General features: G+C 40.0%; 4 protein-coding genes. All 4 read right to left on the reverse strand.

The genetic code is table 11. The annotated features are described in order from the left end of the window. Positions 1-19: 19 nt before the first annotated feature. A complete protein-coding gene (locus FD724_RS26295; protein ID WP_179074624.1) occupies positions 20-2,047 on the reverse strand; it encodes an ABC transporter ATP-binding protein/permease in 2,028 nt (675 codons plus the stop codon). 203 nt (positions 2,048-2,250) lie between these two features. Next, positions 2,251-3,429, reverse strand: a complete 1,179-nt coding sequence (locus tag FD724_RS26300) for a 2-isopropylmalate synthase (protein WP_179074625.1) — start codon at positions 3,427-3,429, stop codon at positions 2,251-2,253. A gap of 66 nt (positions 3,430-3,495) precedes the next feature. After that, positions 3,496-7,683 carry a non-ribosomal peptide synthetase gene (locus FD724_RS26305; RefSeq protein ID WP_179074626.1) on the reverse strand — a complete coding sequence of 1,396 codons (4,188 nt, stop codon included), beginning with the start codon at positions 7,681-7,683 and terminating at the stop codon, positions 3,496-3,498. Next, positions 7,680-15,416: a non-ribosomal peptide synthetase gene (locus FD724_RS26310; RefSeq protein WP_179074627.1), complete on the reverse strand. Its 7,737-nt coding sequence runs from the start codon at positions 15,414-15,416 to the stop codon at positions 7,680-7,682. Before FD724_RS26310 ends, FD724_RS26305 begins: the two co-directional genes overlap by 4 nt. Positions 15,417-15,451: the final 35 nt, after the last annotated feature.

Consider the following 15,451-nt stretch of genomic DNA (forward strand, 5'->3'; position numbering starts at 1 on the left):
TAAAAAGTAAAAATATTCGTTAAGCTCTTACCCATTTCAACACCTTTGGGTCTTTGTCATAGCGGTAGGTAAAGCCATCATTAGCAGTAATAGACTTCCCAAGGCTAGCCTTACTTCTGATGGTGTTAATGCTACAGTCTGTTAATATCTGCATTTCTTTATGAGAAAGACCTTCGACTGTACCTATCTCAATAGATGTTTCTGGTTTAGTTTGGGATTCATTGTTGGGTAAAACATCTATTGTAATTTCAGGCTTTTTAGGAAGATTAATGACAGCTTCTTTTGCTTTTTGTAGTTGATAATCCTGTACGCTAATAATTTTCCAGCTAGAATCTCCTGATAGTTCCAAAACCCATTGATGATAATTAAATAAACTTTCTCTATGTCCCACACTGATAAAAGTTGTTTTTGTGTTTTGCAACTGTTGATATAAACTCTCTTCATTTTTCAAATCTAAAGCACTTGTTGCTTCATCTAATATAGTAAATCTAGGATGAGTAATTAGTAGTCGTGCAAATGCAAGGCGTTGTTGTTCTCCTAGTGATAATATGTTCTCCCAAGGAACTTCTGTATCAAAGCCATCTACTCGACTCAACAAGTTTTGTAGGTTGACTTGTTGCAAAACTTCTTTGAGTTCTGCATCGGTCATCTTACGAGTTGTATTGGGATAGAGCAATTGTTCACGCAAAGTTCCCAAAATTATATAAGGACGTTGGGGCAAAAATAACACTTCTTCTAATGGAGGTCGTACCAGACGACCAGTACCTGCATTCCACAAGCCAGCGATCGCTCTCAATAGAGAGCTTTTACCTCGACCACTAGGCCCAACAATCAATAAGCCTTCTCCAGGTTGAACAGAAAGTGATAAATCTTCAACAATCACCTGTTCATAGTTGGGTGTTTGTAAAGTGATATTCTCAAAAGCGAGATGGTTTTCTTCTATTGTTTTAATAGTACTTACTTTCTCTGGTTCTTTGGTAACAAATTCTAAAGCATCTGTAAACTCACCCAAACGTTGAACGTAACTAGAAAATCGTCCCGAAGTTGCAAATTCTCTAATTAATTCTGCCATAGCAGTAGCAAACAAATTACAAGCTAAACTGGCTTGAGCAATTTCTCCAAATTCAATTTCACCTCTAATCTGTAAAGGCCCGAATACTATAAATGGAAATATTTGGATAGCCGCCTGATATCCTCTGTTAAAAATATCCTGAGTTAACTCCCAATTAATCTTGCGTTTAGCACTTTGAATAATATTATTAAATCTTTGCTGGATTATATTTAATTCTTTTTTTTCTCCCTGAAAGAAAGCTATTGATTCAGCGTGATTACGTACATGAGTCAGGCTATAAGCATAGTTTGCATCAAATTCGAGTTCCTCTTGTTTAATCTTATTCAATTCTTGAGCCAAATAAACAGCAATTAAATTGCCTATTATCGTATAAACAACCAATACAACTGCAACAAATTGGGAGAGAGACCAGATAATTATTAAAAAAGTTGCCATCTCCAGCACTTTTTCTAGAAAAGTAGCCGAAAACGTGAGAGCATTTCTGATTAAAGGTTCAATTTCTTGGGATATTCGTTGATCTGGATTATCAATATCGGATTTGAAATTGATTTTATAATAGGCACGATTGCTTAAATATTTTTCTAAAACATGATTATTTAGCCATTCATACCAATCAAGAGCGATTTTTTTTCTAACAAATTTAGAAAATCCTACTAAGAGTGTTACGCATATAAGGGCAGCACCATAAACTAATAATGTATTAATAAATTCATTAAAATCTTTTTCTTCAGTAATGATATCTAGCAAATAGCGGCTAACAAAACTATTAAAGGCAGTTACACCGACAAGCATTATTATTAATAATATCAGGATGATGAGCATTCCCCATGCACGAATCACGTCTGAAAATGCTCGTCCCAATGCCTCTGTGGGATACCAGTAAGGCCCTGCGATCGCTTTGATATCTTCCCAAAATTGAGTAAAAGCTGAAGGGGTATTGGTTAGGGATTGATTATGAACGGTTTTAGATTGCATATTCTCGAAATCAGTTAAGACTCTTAAGGCTGACTGAATAATTTTGGTATTTTACTATATTGACTACATTCTTTGTTTTGCAATGCTTTTAGGGTTTTACAGTAATGTGCAAACAAAGTCTATATGTTTTAGCTGTAGGATGTAGCTCGCGGATATTTTTTCCCATCCCATGACAGTAGCGAGCTACTATACGAGAACATAGATTATTTAAAGACCCCATTTTTCCATAACTCTAATACCTCGTTGGCTGTAAAATAACGTTCTTGCTCAACAGCAAGAGATTTGATTACTGAGCGCATTTTTTCATATTGATTTCTGGGTTGGGGATTTTGTAGTTGCTTTTCAAATAGATATTGAAAATTGCTGACTCCACTCCATTTACCGAAGAGAACTTCTATAGTGCTGTAACGCAAAGCAGCATAGCTTTGAGGATCGCTAAACAAAGAATTGACATGGATACCTGATTCGTGGCGTTGAGCAGTTTGAGAGTAAGGGGGAGCAGGACGAATTCCCAGTTGATCAATGTAATCAGTCACTGTGGCGATCGCATCATAATTAATCCCTTTGACTTCGATTCCAAAACGGACTCGCAACCCATTTAATACCTGCTCAATCGCAACATTTCCGGCTCTCTCACCAATCCCGGAAAATGTACCCGATACTAAAGTCGCTCCGGCCATAACGGACTGGAGAGTATTTTCGAGAGCCAAGCCCATGTCATTGTGGTAGTGTACCCCGAAAGCAACGCCTGTTGTACGTTGGAGCAGATCATTAACCCAGATATAACTCTTTTCTGGAGTGAGGACTCCGACTGTATCACAAAGTAAAAAGTTTTCAATATAAGGGCTGCATGAGCGGATACATTGCACTAAAAAGTCAAAATCAGCTCTTGAAGCATCCTCGGCGGCAAAGTCTACCCTAAGACCAGCAACCTTAGTGGCATAGCGCAAATTTTCGACAATTGTATCAATGGCGTTTTGGCGAATTATCTCGATTACTTTTTTAGGGATATCGTCATCAATGGTTTTTCCTTTAAACTCGTTCAACAAACGGATCTGAGGATCTCGCAAAAACAGCAGGCGATCGGAAAGACCATAAAAAAGGATAATGCGCTTAACTCCGTACATTTTTGCTTTATCAATGTACTCCTTTCCCATTAAGGTACAAGCAGTGAGCAGACTATCAAATCCCTCTAATACTAATGATTTGACTAATTCTTCTTCTTGTTTACAAACACTGGGCATGATAGCGAGTCCATCGACTCCCGTTTGAGCAATGGAATAGGCAAGTTTTTGTTTAGTTGGATAAGAGAAGAAGATGCCTGCTTGTTGTTCTCCATCACGCAGGGTTTCATCGGAAATTCTGATAGAAATAGTTTCCATTATACCTATTGCAGAATCATTTTATAGTGGGCTAAAGAAAAGGTAAGAATAGACTATTGAAATACTCTATTCTGCTGTATTTACCATCAAATTATGTAATTGTGCAGCTAATAGTTTGACATTGGGTTCATAAAGCATCTGACCGTGGTTGCCAGGTACAGAAATTACTTTGACAGGCTTTTGAGTATAGGGTTGCCATCCCCAATCGGGTAGATTGTAATCAGAAAAAGCTTGGAGTTCTTGCAAGACAATCTCCTTAACTTCTTGAGCGCGGAATAAAACAATCGGGGCAGAAATTGGATAATTAGGCTGATAATTAGCGTAATTCAGTGTTAGTCCTTTCATTACTTTCATATTGGTTTTGAGTAAAGAAAGTGTGGAGTGTTCCGGTAAAACATTATTTCTGTACAAATACTCTGCCGCTAAATTCCACCTAGCTAGGTCATTAGGTTGAGCAGCTAAATCGTCGTATTGTAGTCTTGAAGAAACTCCCTTTAAAACTTCAATTCGTCGAATTAATTGCCAGATCCAATCAAGCTCTGCTCTATCAGTAAAATACTCAGGCTGAGAAACCAGTCCAGCATCGAAGATAGCTAGTAAACTTACCGTTTCACCTTGCTTTTCGAGTTGGGAAGCAATTTCAAAAGCAACGGCACAACCTGAAGAGTATCCTGCTAATATATATGGGCTTTTCGCTTGCTGTTGACGCAATATATCAATCAATTGATTTGCATGGGTTACTACTGATTCAGGGAGTGCGCTAGAGCCGTCTCTTCCTGGAGTTTCGAGTCCATATACTGGTCGCTCAGTTCCTAAATTAATTGCTAAATCTCGAAAATAGAAGCTGTGTCCGTTTGCGCCAGGAAGAAAAAATAGAGGGGTTGCATTTCCTTGAGGTTGGAATAAAAGTAAATCGGGATTTGACTGTTGAAGCTCAGTATTACAAAGTTGTTCTGCGAGTTGAGCAATAGTAGGATTCTGAAATAAACTACTTAAAGAAAGATGTTGTCCAAATACCTGTTGAATATTATTGAGCAGTTTGATTGCTAATAAAGAATGACCGCCCAAATCGAAAAAGTTATCATGAATCCCAATATTTTGATGTTCGAGTACAGCAGACCAAACTTGCGCCAGTTGTTGTTCAGTTTCGTTACGTGGAGCTACATATAAGCCCTCAATTACTCCATTTGGAGTAGGTAAAGATTTTCGGTCAACTTTGCCATTGGGAGTTAAAGGCAACTCATCCAATACGATGATCTGAGCAGGTATCATATAATCGGGCAGACGGGATTTTAGATGATTTTTTAATTGGGTAGATAAATCATTGGTGATTCCCGTTACATAAGCAATTAAACTCTGGTTACTCTCAGTTTTATATAAGGTGACAATTGCTTCTTTAACTGATGGATGTTGCAACAAAATCGATTCAATTTCACCGAGTTCAATGCGAAAACCCCGTAATTTAATCTGATCGTCAATGCGACCCAGATATTCAAGGTTTCCATCAGATTTCCATCTTGCTAAGTCGCCAGTTTTGTAAATTCGCTCAACTTTACCAAATAATTCAACTTCAATAAATTTTTGAGCGGTTAAGTCAGGACGATTTAGATAGCCTCGTGCCAAACCCACACCAGCGATGCATAGTTCTCCAGGTATGCCAGGGGGTAATGGTTGGTTGTGAGGATCTAATATATAGATGCGGATATTAGATAATGGTTGACCAATGGGTGGTTTCTTTCCATTAGGATGACAAAGTGCTAACGCCACATTAACTGTAGATTCAGTAGGCCCGTAGCAATTAAACAAACGCCGTCCCGTTCCCCACTGCGCCACCAATTCTGCTGAACAAGCCTCACCACCAACGCCTATGGTTTGCAAATCGGGTAAGGTCGCTTGAGGTAAGAGAGATAAGGCCGAAGGAGGTAAAAAGCTGTGGGAAATTTTGTGATGAGTTAAAAAGTCAACCAAAGTTTGACTGGGTAACAAGGTTTCTTTTTTAGCAAGATACAAGCAAGCACCAGTGACGAAGGTAGTCGCAATTTCAGCAACAGATAGATCAAAACTAAAGGAACCAAATTGAAGTAAACGGCTGTTTTGTTGAACTTGAAAAGTTTCAGCCCAAGCCAAGCTTAAATTTACAATTGCTTGATGCTCAATCATTACCCCTTTTGGTCGTCCCGTCGAACCAGAAGTATAGATTACATAAGCCAAATCATTAGGCATACTTTGAGAGCTAGGATTTTCTTTTAACGTGGTAAAAGTTTCCTTATCTAAACAAATTATTTGACAGGGTTTTTTCAGTTCAGCGATTGGTAATTGATTTAGCAGAAAACTTTGGGTCAGCAACACTGATGTCCCCGAATCTTCTAACATGAACTCAATACGTTCTTTAGGATAATTAGGATCAATCGGCACATAAGCCCCGCCTGCTTTCAGGATAGCGAGTACACCGATAATCATTTCACTAGACCGTTCAACGCAGATACCAATTAAAGTGTCTGGTTTAATTTGGTGATTTTGAATTAGATAATGAGCAAGTTGGTTCGCTTTTTGATTGAGTTGCTGATAAGTTAAGCTTTGAGATTCAAACACCAAAGCGAGATTATTAGGGTTTTTAGCAACTTGTTGTTCAAATATCTCAGCTAAAGTTTTATCGTCAAGATAAGCGTTTTGAGTTTGATTCCAGCGTTGTAGTTGCAGAAGTTCGGGCGCTGTCATCAAAGGTAAAGTATTGATAGGTTGTTGAGGATTATCAATAATTCCCTTCAGCAGAACTTCAAACTGTTCCGCCATCCGTTGGATAGTAGCCTTTTCAAAAAGATCGGTGGCGTATTCCCAAGTTAAATCTAACTGGTTATTAGATTCTATTACCATAAGTGTTAGGTCAAACTTAGCAAACGGATAGCTTAATGGGAGCCATTCAATCTCTAAGCCTGGTAAACTCAGGTCGGGACTTTCATTATTTTCTAGTGCGAACATGACCTGAAATAAGGGGTTATGGCTCATACTGCGTTCTGGTTGCAACTGTTCTACCAGATACTCAAAGGGAATGTCTTGATGAGAGTATGCATCTAAACAATTTTGGCGAGTTTGTTGCAGGAACTCGATAAAACTTTGCTCAGGCTTGATTTGGTTACGCAGTATTAAAGTATTGACAAAAAAGCCAATTAATCCTTCCGTATGGCTATGGGTGCGGTTAGCAATAGGAGAACCAATACATACGTCTTCTTGGCGACTGTAACGAGAAAGCAAAATATTGAAAGCCGCCAACAAAGTCATAAACAAACTAGTCCCTTGCTGTTGACTTAGAGTTTTAATGGCAAGAGTTAAGTCAGCCGATAAAGAATAGCGATCGCGATCGCCTCGGTAGCTTTGCAATGCTGGACGAGGATAATCGATAGGCAATTCCAGTAATGGGGGAGCATCACTGAGTTGATTTTTCCAGTAGTTGATCTGGGTTTCTAATACCTCTCCTTGTAACCAGTGGCGTTGCCAGTTTGCGTAGTCGCTGTATTGAATGGGTAATGGTGCAAGAGTTGGGGTATGACCTTGGGCAAAGGCAGTATAGACTTCCCGTAACTCACGGACAAAGACCCCCATTGACCAGCCATCACTAATAATGTGGTGCATAATTATGAGCAACACATATTTGTGATCCTTCAATTGCAGCAGTTTTGCTTTAAATAAAGGGCTAGTGTTTAAGTCAAAGGGTTCTTGAACATGAGCATCGATAAAATGCTGAACGGTTGTTTCTTGATTCCCAGTCCCCAGTACCTGGTACGTTAAAACTTCGATGTTGTCTAAATTTGCGATCGCAACCTGGGGTTGTCCCGCCACTGTGGGAAAATACATTCTCAGACTGTCATGCCGATTAAGCAGATAAGCCAAACTAGAATGCAAAGCATCAATATTGAGGTTTCCATCCAGTTGTAAAGCGATCGGCATATTATAACTAGCTGATGGGCCTTGGAGTTGCCCTAACAGCCAGAGACGTTGTTGAGCAAAGGAAAGGGGTTTGGGGACATCATCTGGTAAAGTTGGAATTTCCTCTGCCATGACAGATCCGGCTTTGGCAGAATTTAAGAAGGCTAATATATCTGCTTTGTTGGCTTGAATTTCTTGCTTGAGTTCAGAAGTTAAGGCGTTTTTACTACTACGAAGCCGTAACTTATCATCTTCAGCCCAAATTTTGCAGCCTATGTTCTGCAAACGAAGCATTAAAGAAACTATTTGCTGATTTTGTGTCATAGTCATAGTTCAATTTCCTCCTCGTCTGAGTTTAAAGGTTGTATATCTGCTGTGGAGAAATTAACCCAAATGCAGCTATCTATATAATTTGCCAATTCGCTGAGGATAGGAGACTCAAATACTTGACGCAGTGGCAGTTCTACTTTAAAAGTGTCGCGGATGCGGTAGCACATTTGGGTGGCTAGTAGGGAATGTCCTCCCAACTTGAAGAAGTTATCATGGCGGGCAATCGCTTCATATTTAAGCAGCTTCGCCCACAATTCGGCCAGCAATTTTTCTGTCGAGGTTACAGGCAATTCAATGTTTGTTGATGAAATGGCTGCATTTGGTGCGGGTAAAGCTTTGCGATCTACTTTGCCATTTGGTGTTAGTGGCAGTTTTTCCAAAACAATAAAATGGCTAGGAATCATATAATCTGGAAGAGTTTTTTCCAGATTATCTCGCCATTCTTCTAATAACGCTGGCTCAACTTGATTGGTGCGATATTGTAACGGTTGATTTGCATAATGTTGCCAGGGTTTTAACCGCAAATTTTCCCCTTGATTAAATCGTGGGATTGTCGCCTGTCCAGGAATATTCCGTTGAAAAACAACATCGTAATCAGAAAATTCTGTGGGGCTATATTGGATAAAAGCCGTATAGGGCAAATCTCGTACTAAATTTCGGAATGCTTCGGGTTCTATCCCTGATCTGACTTCGGCAACTGCGGCTTTTAAGTCTGAAACAGTACCATCCAATTGACTAATTTTTTCTACCAGCACCATTTCTGAAGTTAGACGCGCATTCGGAATATTCTTAATACCTAGAAAATCGGGTTGTTGAGTTGTTAAAATTCTCTCGATTTTTTCTAAATTGAGTTGCTCAGTTTGCCAATCTAACCATTCAGGTTCTGCAATTGGAGTATCTGTTTGATCCAAATGTAAAACAACGTCATAACGAAAACGGTTCATTTCCGTCTGCCCATAACCTCGTTTCATTTGGATTTGTACATGACTAATCCGAGGAAATTTTTGTTTTAGGGCAATAAATAAATTAGGGTCAATTAGTAACTCGCCTTCGGTGTGAATATTTTTTTGAATCTGTTGATGCAAATCCTTAATTGATAATTCATCAGGGGCGCGATTAAATTTAACTGCGGTATGAAAAACCTCTAGTAAATGGAGATTTCGCACATCTCCAATAAATATTTTTCCTTGATTCCTCACCGCACTAACAGCACCCCCAATAACTTCTAACAAATAATCTAAAGAAGGAAAATACTGAATAACAGAATTGAGTATTACCAGGTCATAATTATTTGTCTCAATACCGTTAAATTGGTTAGCAGCACTTTGTTTTAAAGTAACTTTTTCTTTGAGAGATTGCTGTGGAAGATGTTGTTCAATATAATGTAACCCTGCTGCGGCAATATCTGTACCCAGGTACTTTTGACAATGGGGAGCAATTTTTAACAATAACATCCCTGTCCCACAACCGATTTCCCAGATCCGTTTGGGTGCAAGTTCCAGAATTTGGTCAATAGTTTTATCCCGCCATTCTTGCATTACAGCTTTGGGATAAGGTTTATCTGTATAGCTATCATTCCAGCTAGCCAAATTCAGCGTTGGGTCATCTTCTGGATCTTGTGATTTATGGTAAGCATCATTAAAAACTTGTTGCCATAATTCTACCTGTTCACCTTGAAGGTCTTCATCCTCTGTTCCTGTTGGGACAATGTATGCTACTAGACGTTGATCGAAATCACTGTCCTCTCGGATAATGACAACTGCTTCCTGAATTTTTGAGTGTTTGAGTAAAGACGCTTCAATCTCACCTAATTCAATGCGGAAACCACGAAGTTTGACCTGGCGATCGATGCGACCTAAATATTGCAAATTGCCGTCAGGTAGCCAACGAGCTAAATCGCCAGTTTTATAAATCCGCTCAGTTTGGTTGAAGAGATTGAGGTCAATGAATTTTTCAGCACTCAGATCGGGACGATTCAAATAGCCCTGTGCTAAACCCGCACCTGCAATGCAGAGTTCCCCAGGAATACCAGGAGGAAGAGGTTGGTTATAGGTGTCTAGAATATAAATGCGGGTGTTAGCAATGGGCTTCCCGATACATACCACAGCGCCTTGAGAATAGTTTTTTCTCTCAAAAGTATTTATCTGATAAATATCTGACCAAATAGTGGTTTCTGTCGGGCCATAAAGATTCCAGAGTTCAGCACTTCTTTCTAGTAGTTGATTAGCAAGTTCCCAGGTTAAAGCCTCACCGCCGCAGAGAATTTTTAGTTGTGTTGAACCTTTCCATCCGGCGGCTAATAATATGCGCCAAGTCGCTGGAGTCGCTTGCATGAAAGTGATACCATTAAGCAATTGTTCTGATAACTGTAAACTGTCAGAAGCAATTTCACGACTGACTAGAACAATTTTGGCTCCTACTATAAGAGGCAAATAAATTTCCAGTGCAGCAATATCAAAGGATATAGTGGTGATAGCCAGAAGAGTATCGGACGCAGCTATTCCAGGCTTTTCCTTCATTGAATATAAAAAATTCGTCAGTGAAGAGTGACAAACTGCTACACCTTTTGGTCGTCCTGTAGAACCAGAAGTATAAATTACATAAGCTAAATCATCAGGACTACTTTGCAAGTTGAGATTATCTGTTGGCTGATTAGCCCATGTTTCTTTCTCTAGAAATACTACTTGACAGGGGTTTTTTAGTTTTTCTAGGGGAAGTTGCTTTTTGATGGGGTTTGTTGTTAGTAATACAGAAGCATTACTATCTTTGAGCATTAAATGAATGCGTTCTTGAGGATAACTCGGATCAATCGGCACATAAGCGCCACCCGCTTTGAGAATAGCAAACAAGCCAATGACCATTAAGAGCGATCGCTCCACACAAATCGCAATCAATGGATTATCAGGTAATTGTTGCTCCCTTTTGAGTTCCAACAAATAATGGGCTAGCTGATTAGCTTGTTGGTTGAGTTCTTGATAACTCAGGCTTTTATCTTCAAACACCACCGCAATGTTATCGGGCGTTTGTGCTGCTTGTTGTTCAAACAGACTCACCAAAGTCTGATTTTTGGGATAATTGATATTGGTTTGATTCCAAATTTGCAGTTGTTGAATTTCTGCGGTTGTGATTAAGGGTAGTTTACTGATCGGTTGTTGGGGATTTTGGGCGATTGCTTCCAACAAGACTTCAAAGTGTCCCGCCATCCGTTGAATTGTTTCTACTTCAAATAAATCTGTGGCATATTCCCACATACAATGCAGTTGGCCGCCCCTTTCGCAAAGATCCAGTGTTAGGTCAAACTTGGCAAATGGTAAACTTTGCTCTAAATATTGAATATCCAGCCCTGATAAACTAATATTTTTCCCCGCTTCTTGAGTATTTTGGAACACCATCATCACTTGGAATAAGGGATTATGGCTCAGACTGCGTTCTGGTTGTAACTGTTCTACTAAATACTCAAAGGGAATATCTTGATGAGCGTAGGCATCTAGGCAAGTTTGGCGGGTTTGTTGGAGTAACTGACTAAATCCTTGCTCTGGCTTAATTTTGCTCCGTAATACTAAGGTATTGACAAAAAAACCAATTAACGATTCTGTATTGCTATGGGTGCGGTTAGCGATCGCAGAACCAATACATAAATCCTCTTGACGGCTGTAACGAGATAGTAAAATACTAAAAGCCGTTAACAGGGTCATAAACAAACTAACCCCGTGTTTTTGACTGACAATTTTGAGTTTCTGAGTCAGTTCGCTGCTTAAAGGATATTCCTCACGCCCACCTTGGTAACTTTGTTGCGCTGGACGGGGATGATCGGTAGGCAAATCCAGCAATCGGGGAGCATCGCCTAGTTGTTGTTTCCAGTAATTTTCCTGGCTTTCTAAAATCTCCCCTTGTAACCAACTGCGCTGCCAAGCTGTATAATCGCTATACTGAATCGGCAATGGTGACAAATTCGGAGTATACCCCGCAGCAAAAGCAGCATAAGCTTGTTCCCATTCGCGCTTAAATACACCCATTGACCAGCCATCGCTGATAATGTGGTGCATATTAATCATCAGTACATTTTTCTGTTCGCTAAGTTGCAGCAGTTGTGCTTTGAACAGGGGGCCAGTATTTAAATCGAAGGGTTCTTGAGCATGGGTATCGGCTAAACGTTGTACAGTTTCTGCTTGAGACTGAGGATCGAGTGACTGTAAATCTGCGATTGTCAGTACTTCTATATCCTCTGAATTTTGGACGACTACTTGCGCCTCTCCCTCCAGTGCTGGAAAATAAGTGCGTAGAATGGTATGGCGATCGAGGAGATAATCAAAACTTGCACGCAACGCCTCTATATTCAACTTGCCGTCAAGTTGCAGCGCTGTTGACATATTGTAGGTAGCCGAGGTTCCTATGCCTTCAAGTTGGTCTAAAAACCAGAGTCTTGATTGGGAATAGGACAAAATTTTAGGAGCATTTTCAGGCTGTGGTGTAATGGGTGGTAAGGTGACACTGCAAGTAGCCTTGTCAATTTCTCCTGCCAACTCAGACAAAACACTTTGCTCAAATACCTTGCGGACAGGCACTTCTACCCCAAAACTGTCACGAATACGAGTAACTAATTGGGTTGCTAATAAAGAATGTCCCCCCAGTTCAAAGAAGTTATCTTGACGACCGATAGACTTAGCTTTTAAAAGACTTTGCCATAAAGTAGCCAGCAGTTCTTCAGTTGGAGAAACAAGGGCTTCAAAGTTAGTATAAGTAGCTGTATCTGGTGCTGGTAATACTCTACGATCTAGTTTACCGTTAGGGGTAAGGGGCAACTGATCCAACACCATAATCTGGCTAGGAATCATATAATTCGGCAGGCGAATTTTCAGGTAGTCTTTGAGTTGACTGCTTAAATTGCTGGATTTTTCCTTTGCCGTGACATAAGCTACTAACCTGGGATTATTATCAGTTTCATATAAAATAACAACAGCTTCTTTAATTAAAGAGTGCTGCAATAATAGCGATTCAATCTCACCAAGTTCGATTCGGAAGCCCCGCAGTTTAACTTGATCGTCAATGCGACCGAGATATTCAAGATTTCCATCATCTCTCCATCTTGCTAAGTCGCCAGTTTTGTAAATTCGCTCAGTTTTGCCAAATATTTCAACTTCAACAAATTTTTCAGAGGTAGTTTCTGGACGATTGAGATAGCCTCGTGCTAAACCCACTCCAGTGATGCACAATTCCCCAGGAAGTCCAGGCGGTAATGGTTGATGATGAGCATCTAAAATGTAGATGCTGTTATTAGCTATAGGTTGCCCAATGGAAGGTTTTTTCCCATTCGGTTCACAACTAGAGATACTGGCGATAACCGTCGATTCCGTCGGCCCATAGCAGTTAAAGAAACGTCTTTCTGTGCCCCATTTTGTAACCAACTCGGCTGTACAAGCTTCACCACCAACGATTACGGCTTGCAAATCAGGTAACGAGGCTTGAGGTAATACAGATAAGGCGGAAGGAGGTAAGGTGAAATGGGAAATTTTGCGATCGCGCAATAAGTCAACTAAAGTTTGACTAGGTAACAAAGTTTCTTTCTTAGCTAAGTACAAACAAGCACCTGCGGATAAAGCAGTGGCAATTTCACCAATAGACAAATCGAAACTAAAAGAGCCAAACTGAAGCCAACGGCTATCGTGTTGAACTTGAAAAGTTTCAGCCCAGGCTAAACTTAGGTTGACAATTGCACGATGCTCAATCATCACCCCTTTGGGTTGTCCCGTTGAACCAGAGGTATAAATTATATAAGCTAAATTATCAGGAGTACTTTGAGGATTGGGATTATCTGTTAATGCTGAATTAAAAGTTTCTCGATCTAAACAAATGATCTGGTGTTTAAGTTTAGTTAAAGGTAATTGCTCTTTGAGGTGACTTTGGGTTAGCAACACCGATGTCCTAGAATTTTCTAACATGAACTCAATTCGTTCTTGAGGATAATTGGGATCAATCGGTACATAAGCTCCACCTGCTTTAAGAATACCGAGGACACCAATAATCATTTCTAAAGACCGTTCAACGCAGATACCAATTAAAGTGTCTGGCTTAATTTGATAATTTTGAATTAAATAATGAGCTAGTTGGTTTGCTTTTTGATTAAGTTGTTGGTAGGTTAAGCTTTGAGATTCAAATACTAAAGCGAGATTATTAGGGTTTTTGGCAGCTTGAGCTTCAAACAAGTCAACCAAAGTTTGATTCAGGGGATAATCAGTTTTAGTTTGATTCCAGTTTTGGAGTTGCTGACGTTCGCTTTCTGCGATTAATGGCAGATTATTAATATTTTGTTGAGGATTATCAACAACTCCCTTAAGTAGAACTTCAAAATGTCCCACCATCCGTTGAATTGTTTTAGCCTCAAACAAATCAGTTGCATATTCCCATTCTCCTACCAAGCCTTGAGGAGTTTCACGGAACATCAGCGACAAATCAAACAGCGTTGTTGTGTTTTCCCACTCAAAACGGGTTAGAGATAATCCAGGAGTTTCTAGTTTCTCTTGGGTTCCACTTTGCAAACCAAAGGCCACTTGAAATAGGGGATGATGAGAAAGCGATCGCTCTAAACCCAATTCATCGACTAGTTTCTCAAAGGGTAAATCTTGATGGTCATAAGCATCCAGAGTTACTTGCTTCACTCGTTCGAGTAATTCTAAGAAACTTGGATTCCCTTGCAGATTGCTACGTAATGCTAGTGTGTTGACAAAAAAGCCAATTAGGGGTTCTGCCTCCCGACGATTACGATTAGCGATCGCAGAACCAACTACAATATCCTGTTGACCACTGTAGCGCGACAATAACAGCGTAAATACTGCAAGCATTGTCATAAACAGGGTAGTTCCTGATTCCTGACTTAAACGCTTCAACTTCTGCGTTAAATCTTGATTGAGTTCTAAAAACTCACTCCGTCCCCTAAAGCTTTGCACTGATGGGCGGGGTTGATCTGTGGGCAATTCTAACAGAGGCGGGACTCCGGCTAATTGTTTTTGCCAGTAATTGAGTTGGGTTTGCAGTACTTCTCCCTGTAACCATTGTCTTTGCCAGTGGGCGAAATCGGCATATTGTAGAGATAATTCGGGTAAAGGAGAAGGTTTTCCAGCGCAGAAAGCAGTATAAAGGCTGAACAATTCCCGGCGAAAGATGTCCATTGACCAGCCATCACAAACAATATGATGGATAACCAGCAACAGCAGATGAGATTGATCGGCCAGTTGCAACAACTTTACCCGCAGCAAAGGAGGATTTGATAAGTCAAAGGGCTGTTGTAATTCTTCTGCTGCTAACTGCTGCGCCTTGCTTAACTGGTCTGCTTGTGTCAATTGTCGCCAATCTAGCAGTTGCATTGTCAGTTGCGGATGAGTGTGAATCACCTGTATGGGTGACTCATCGACAACAGAAAAACTAGTACGTAAGACCTCATGACGTTGGACAATTTCTGCGATCGCTTTTTCTAACGCAGTTATATTCAAAAATCCGCGAATCTGCAAGAAAAACGGTACGTTATAGACACAATTTTCGCCTTCTAGTTGGTCGAGAAACCACAGTCTTTGTTGGGCAAAGGAAAGGGGAAGGGGTTGCTCTCTTGATACGGGTGTTAGGGGTGGAGTTAGCCTGTTATTATTTTGTGCAGATTGCTGTTGCTTCTTCAGTTTTTGTAGGACTAATTCTCGTTTTTCTGGTGAAAGTCCTTCTAGACGTTTTAGTATATCGCTCATAATATTTGTCGTTTAAAATTAATTTTTTATCGAAC

The sequence above is a fragment of the Nostoc sp. C057 genome, assembly GCF_013393925.1.
GTDB lineage: Bacteria > Cyanobacteriota > Cyanobacteriia > Cyanobacteriales > Nostocaceae > Nostoc > Nostoc muscorum_A.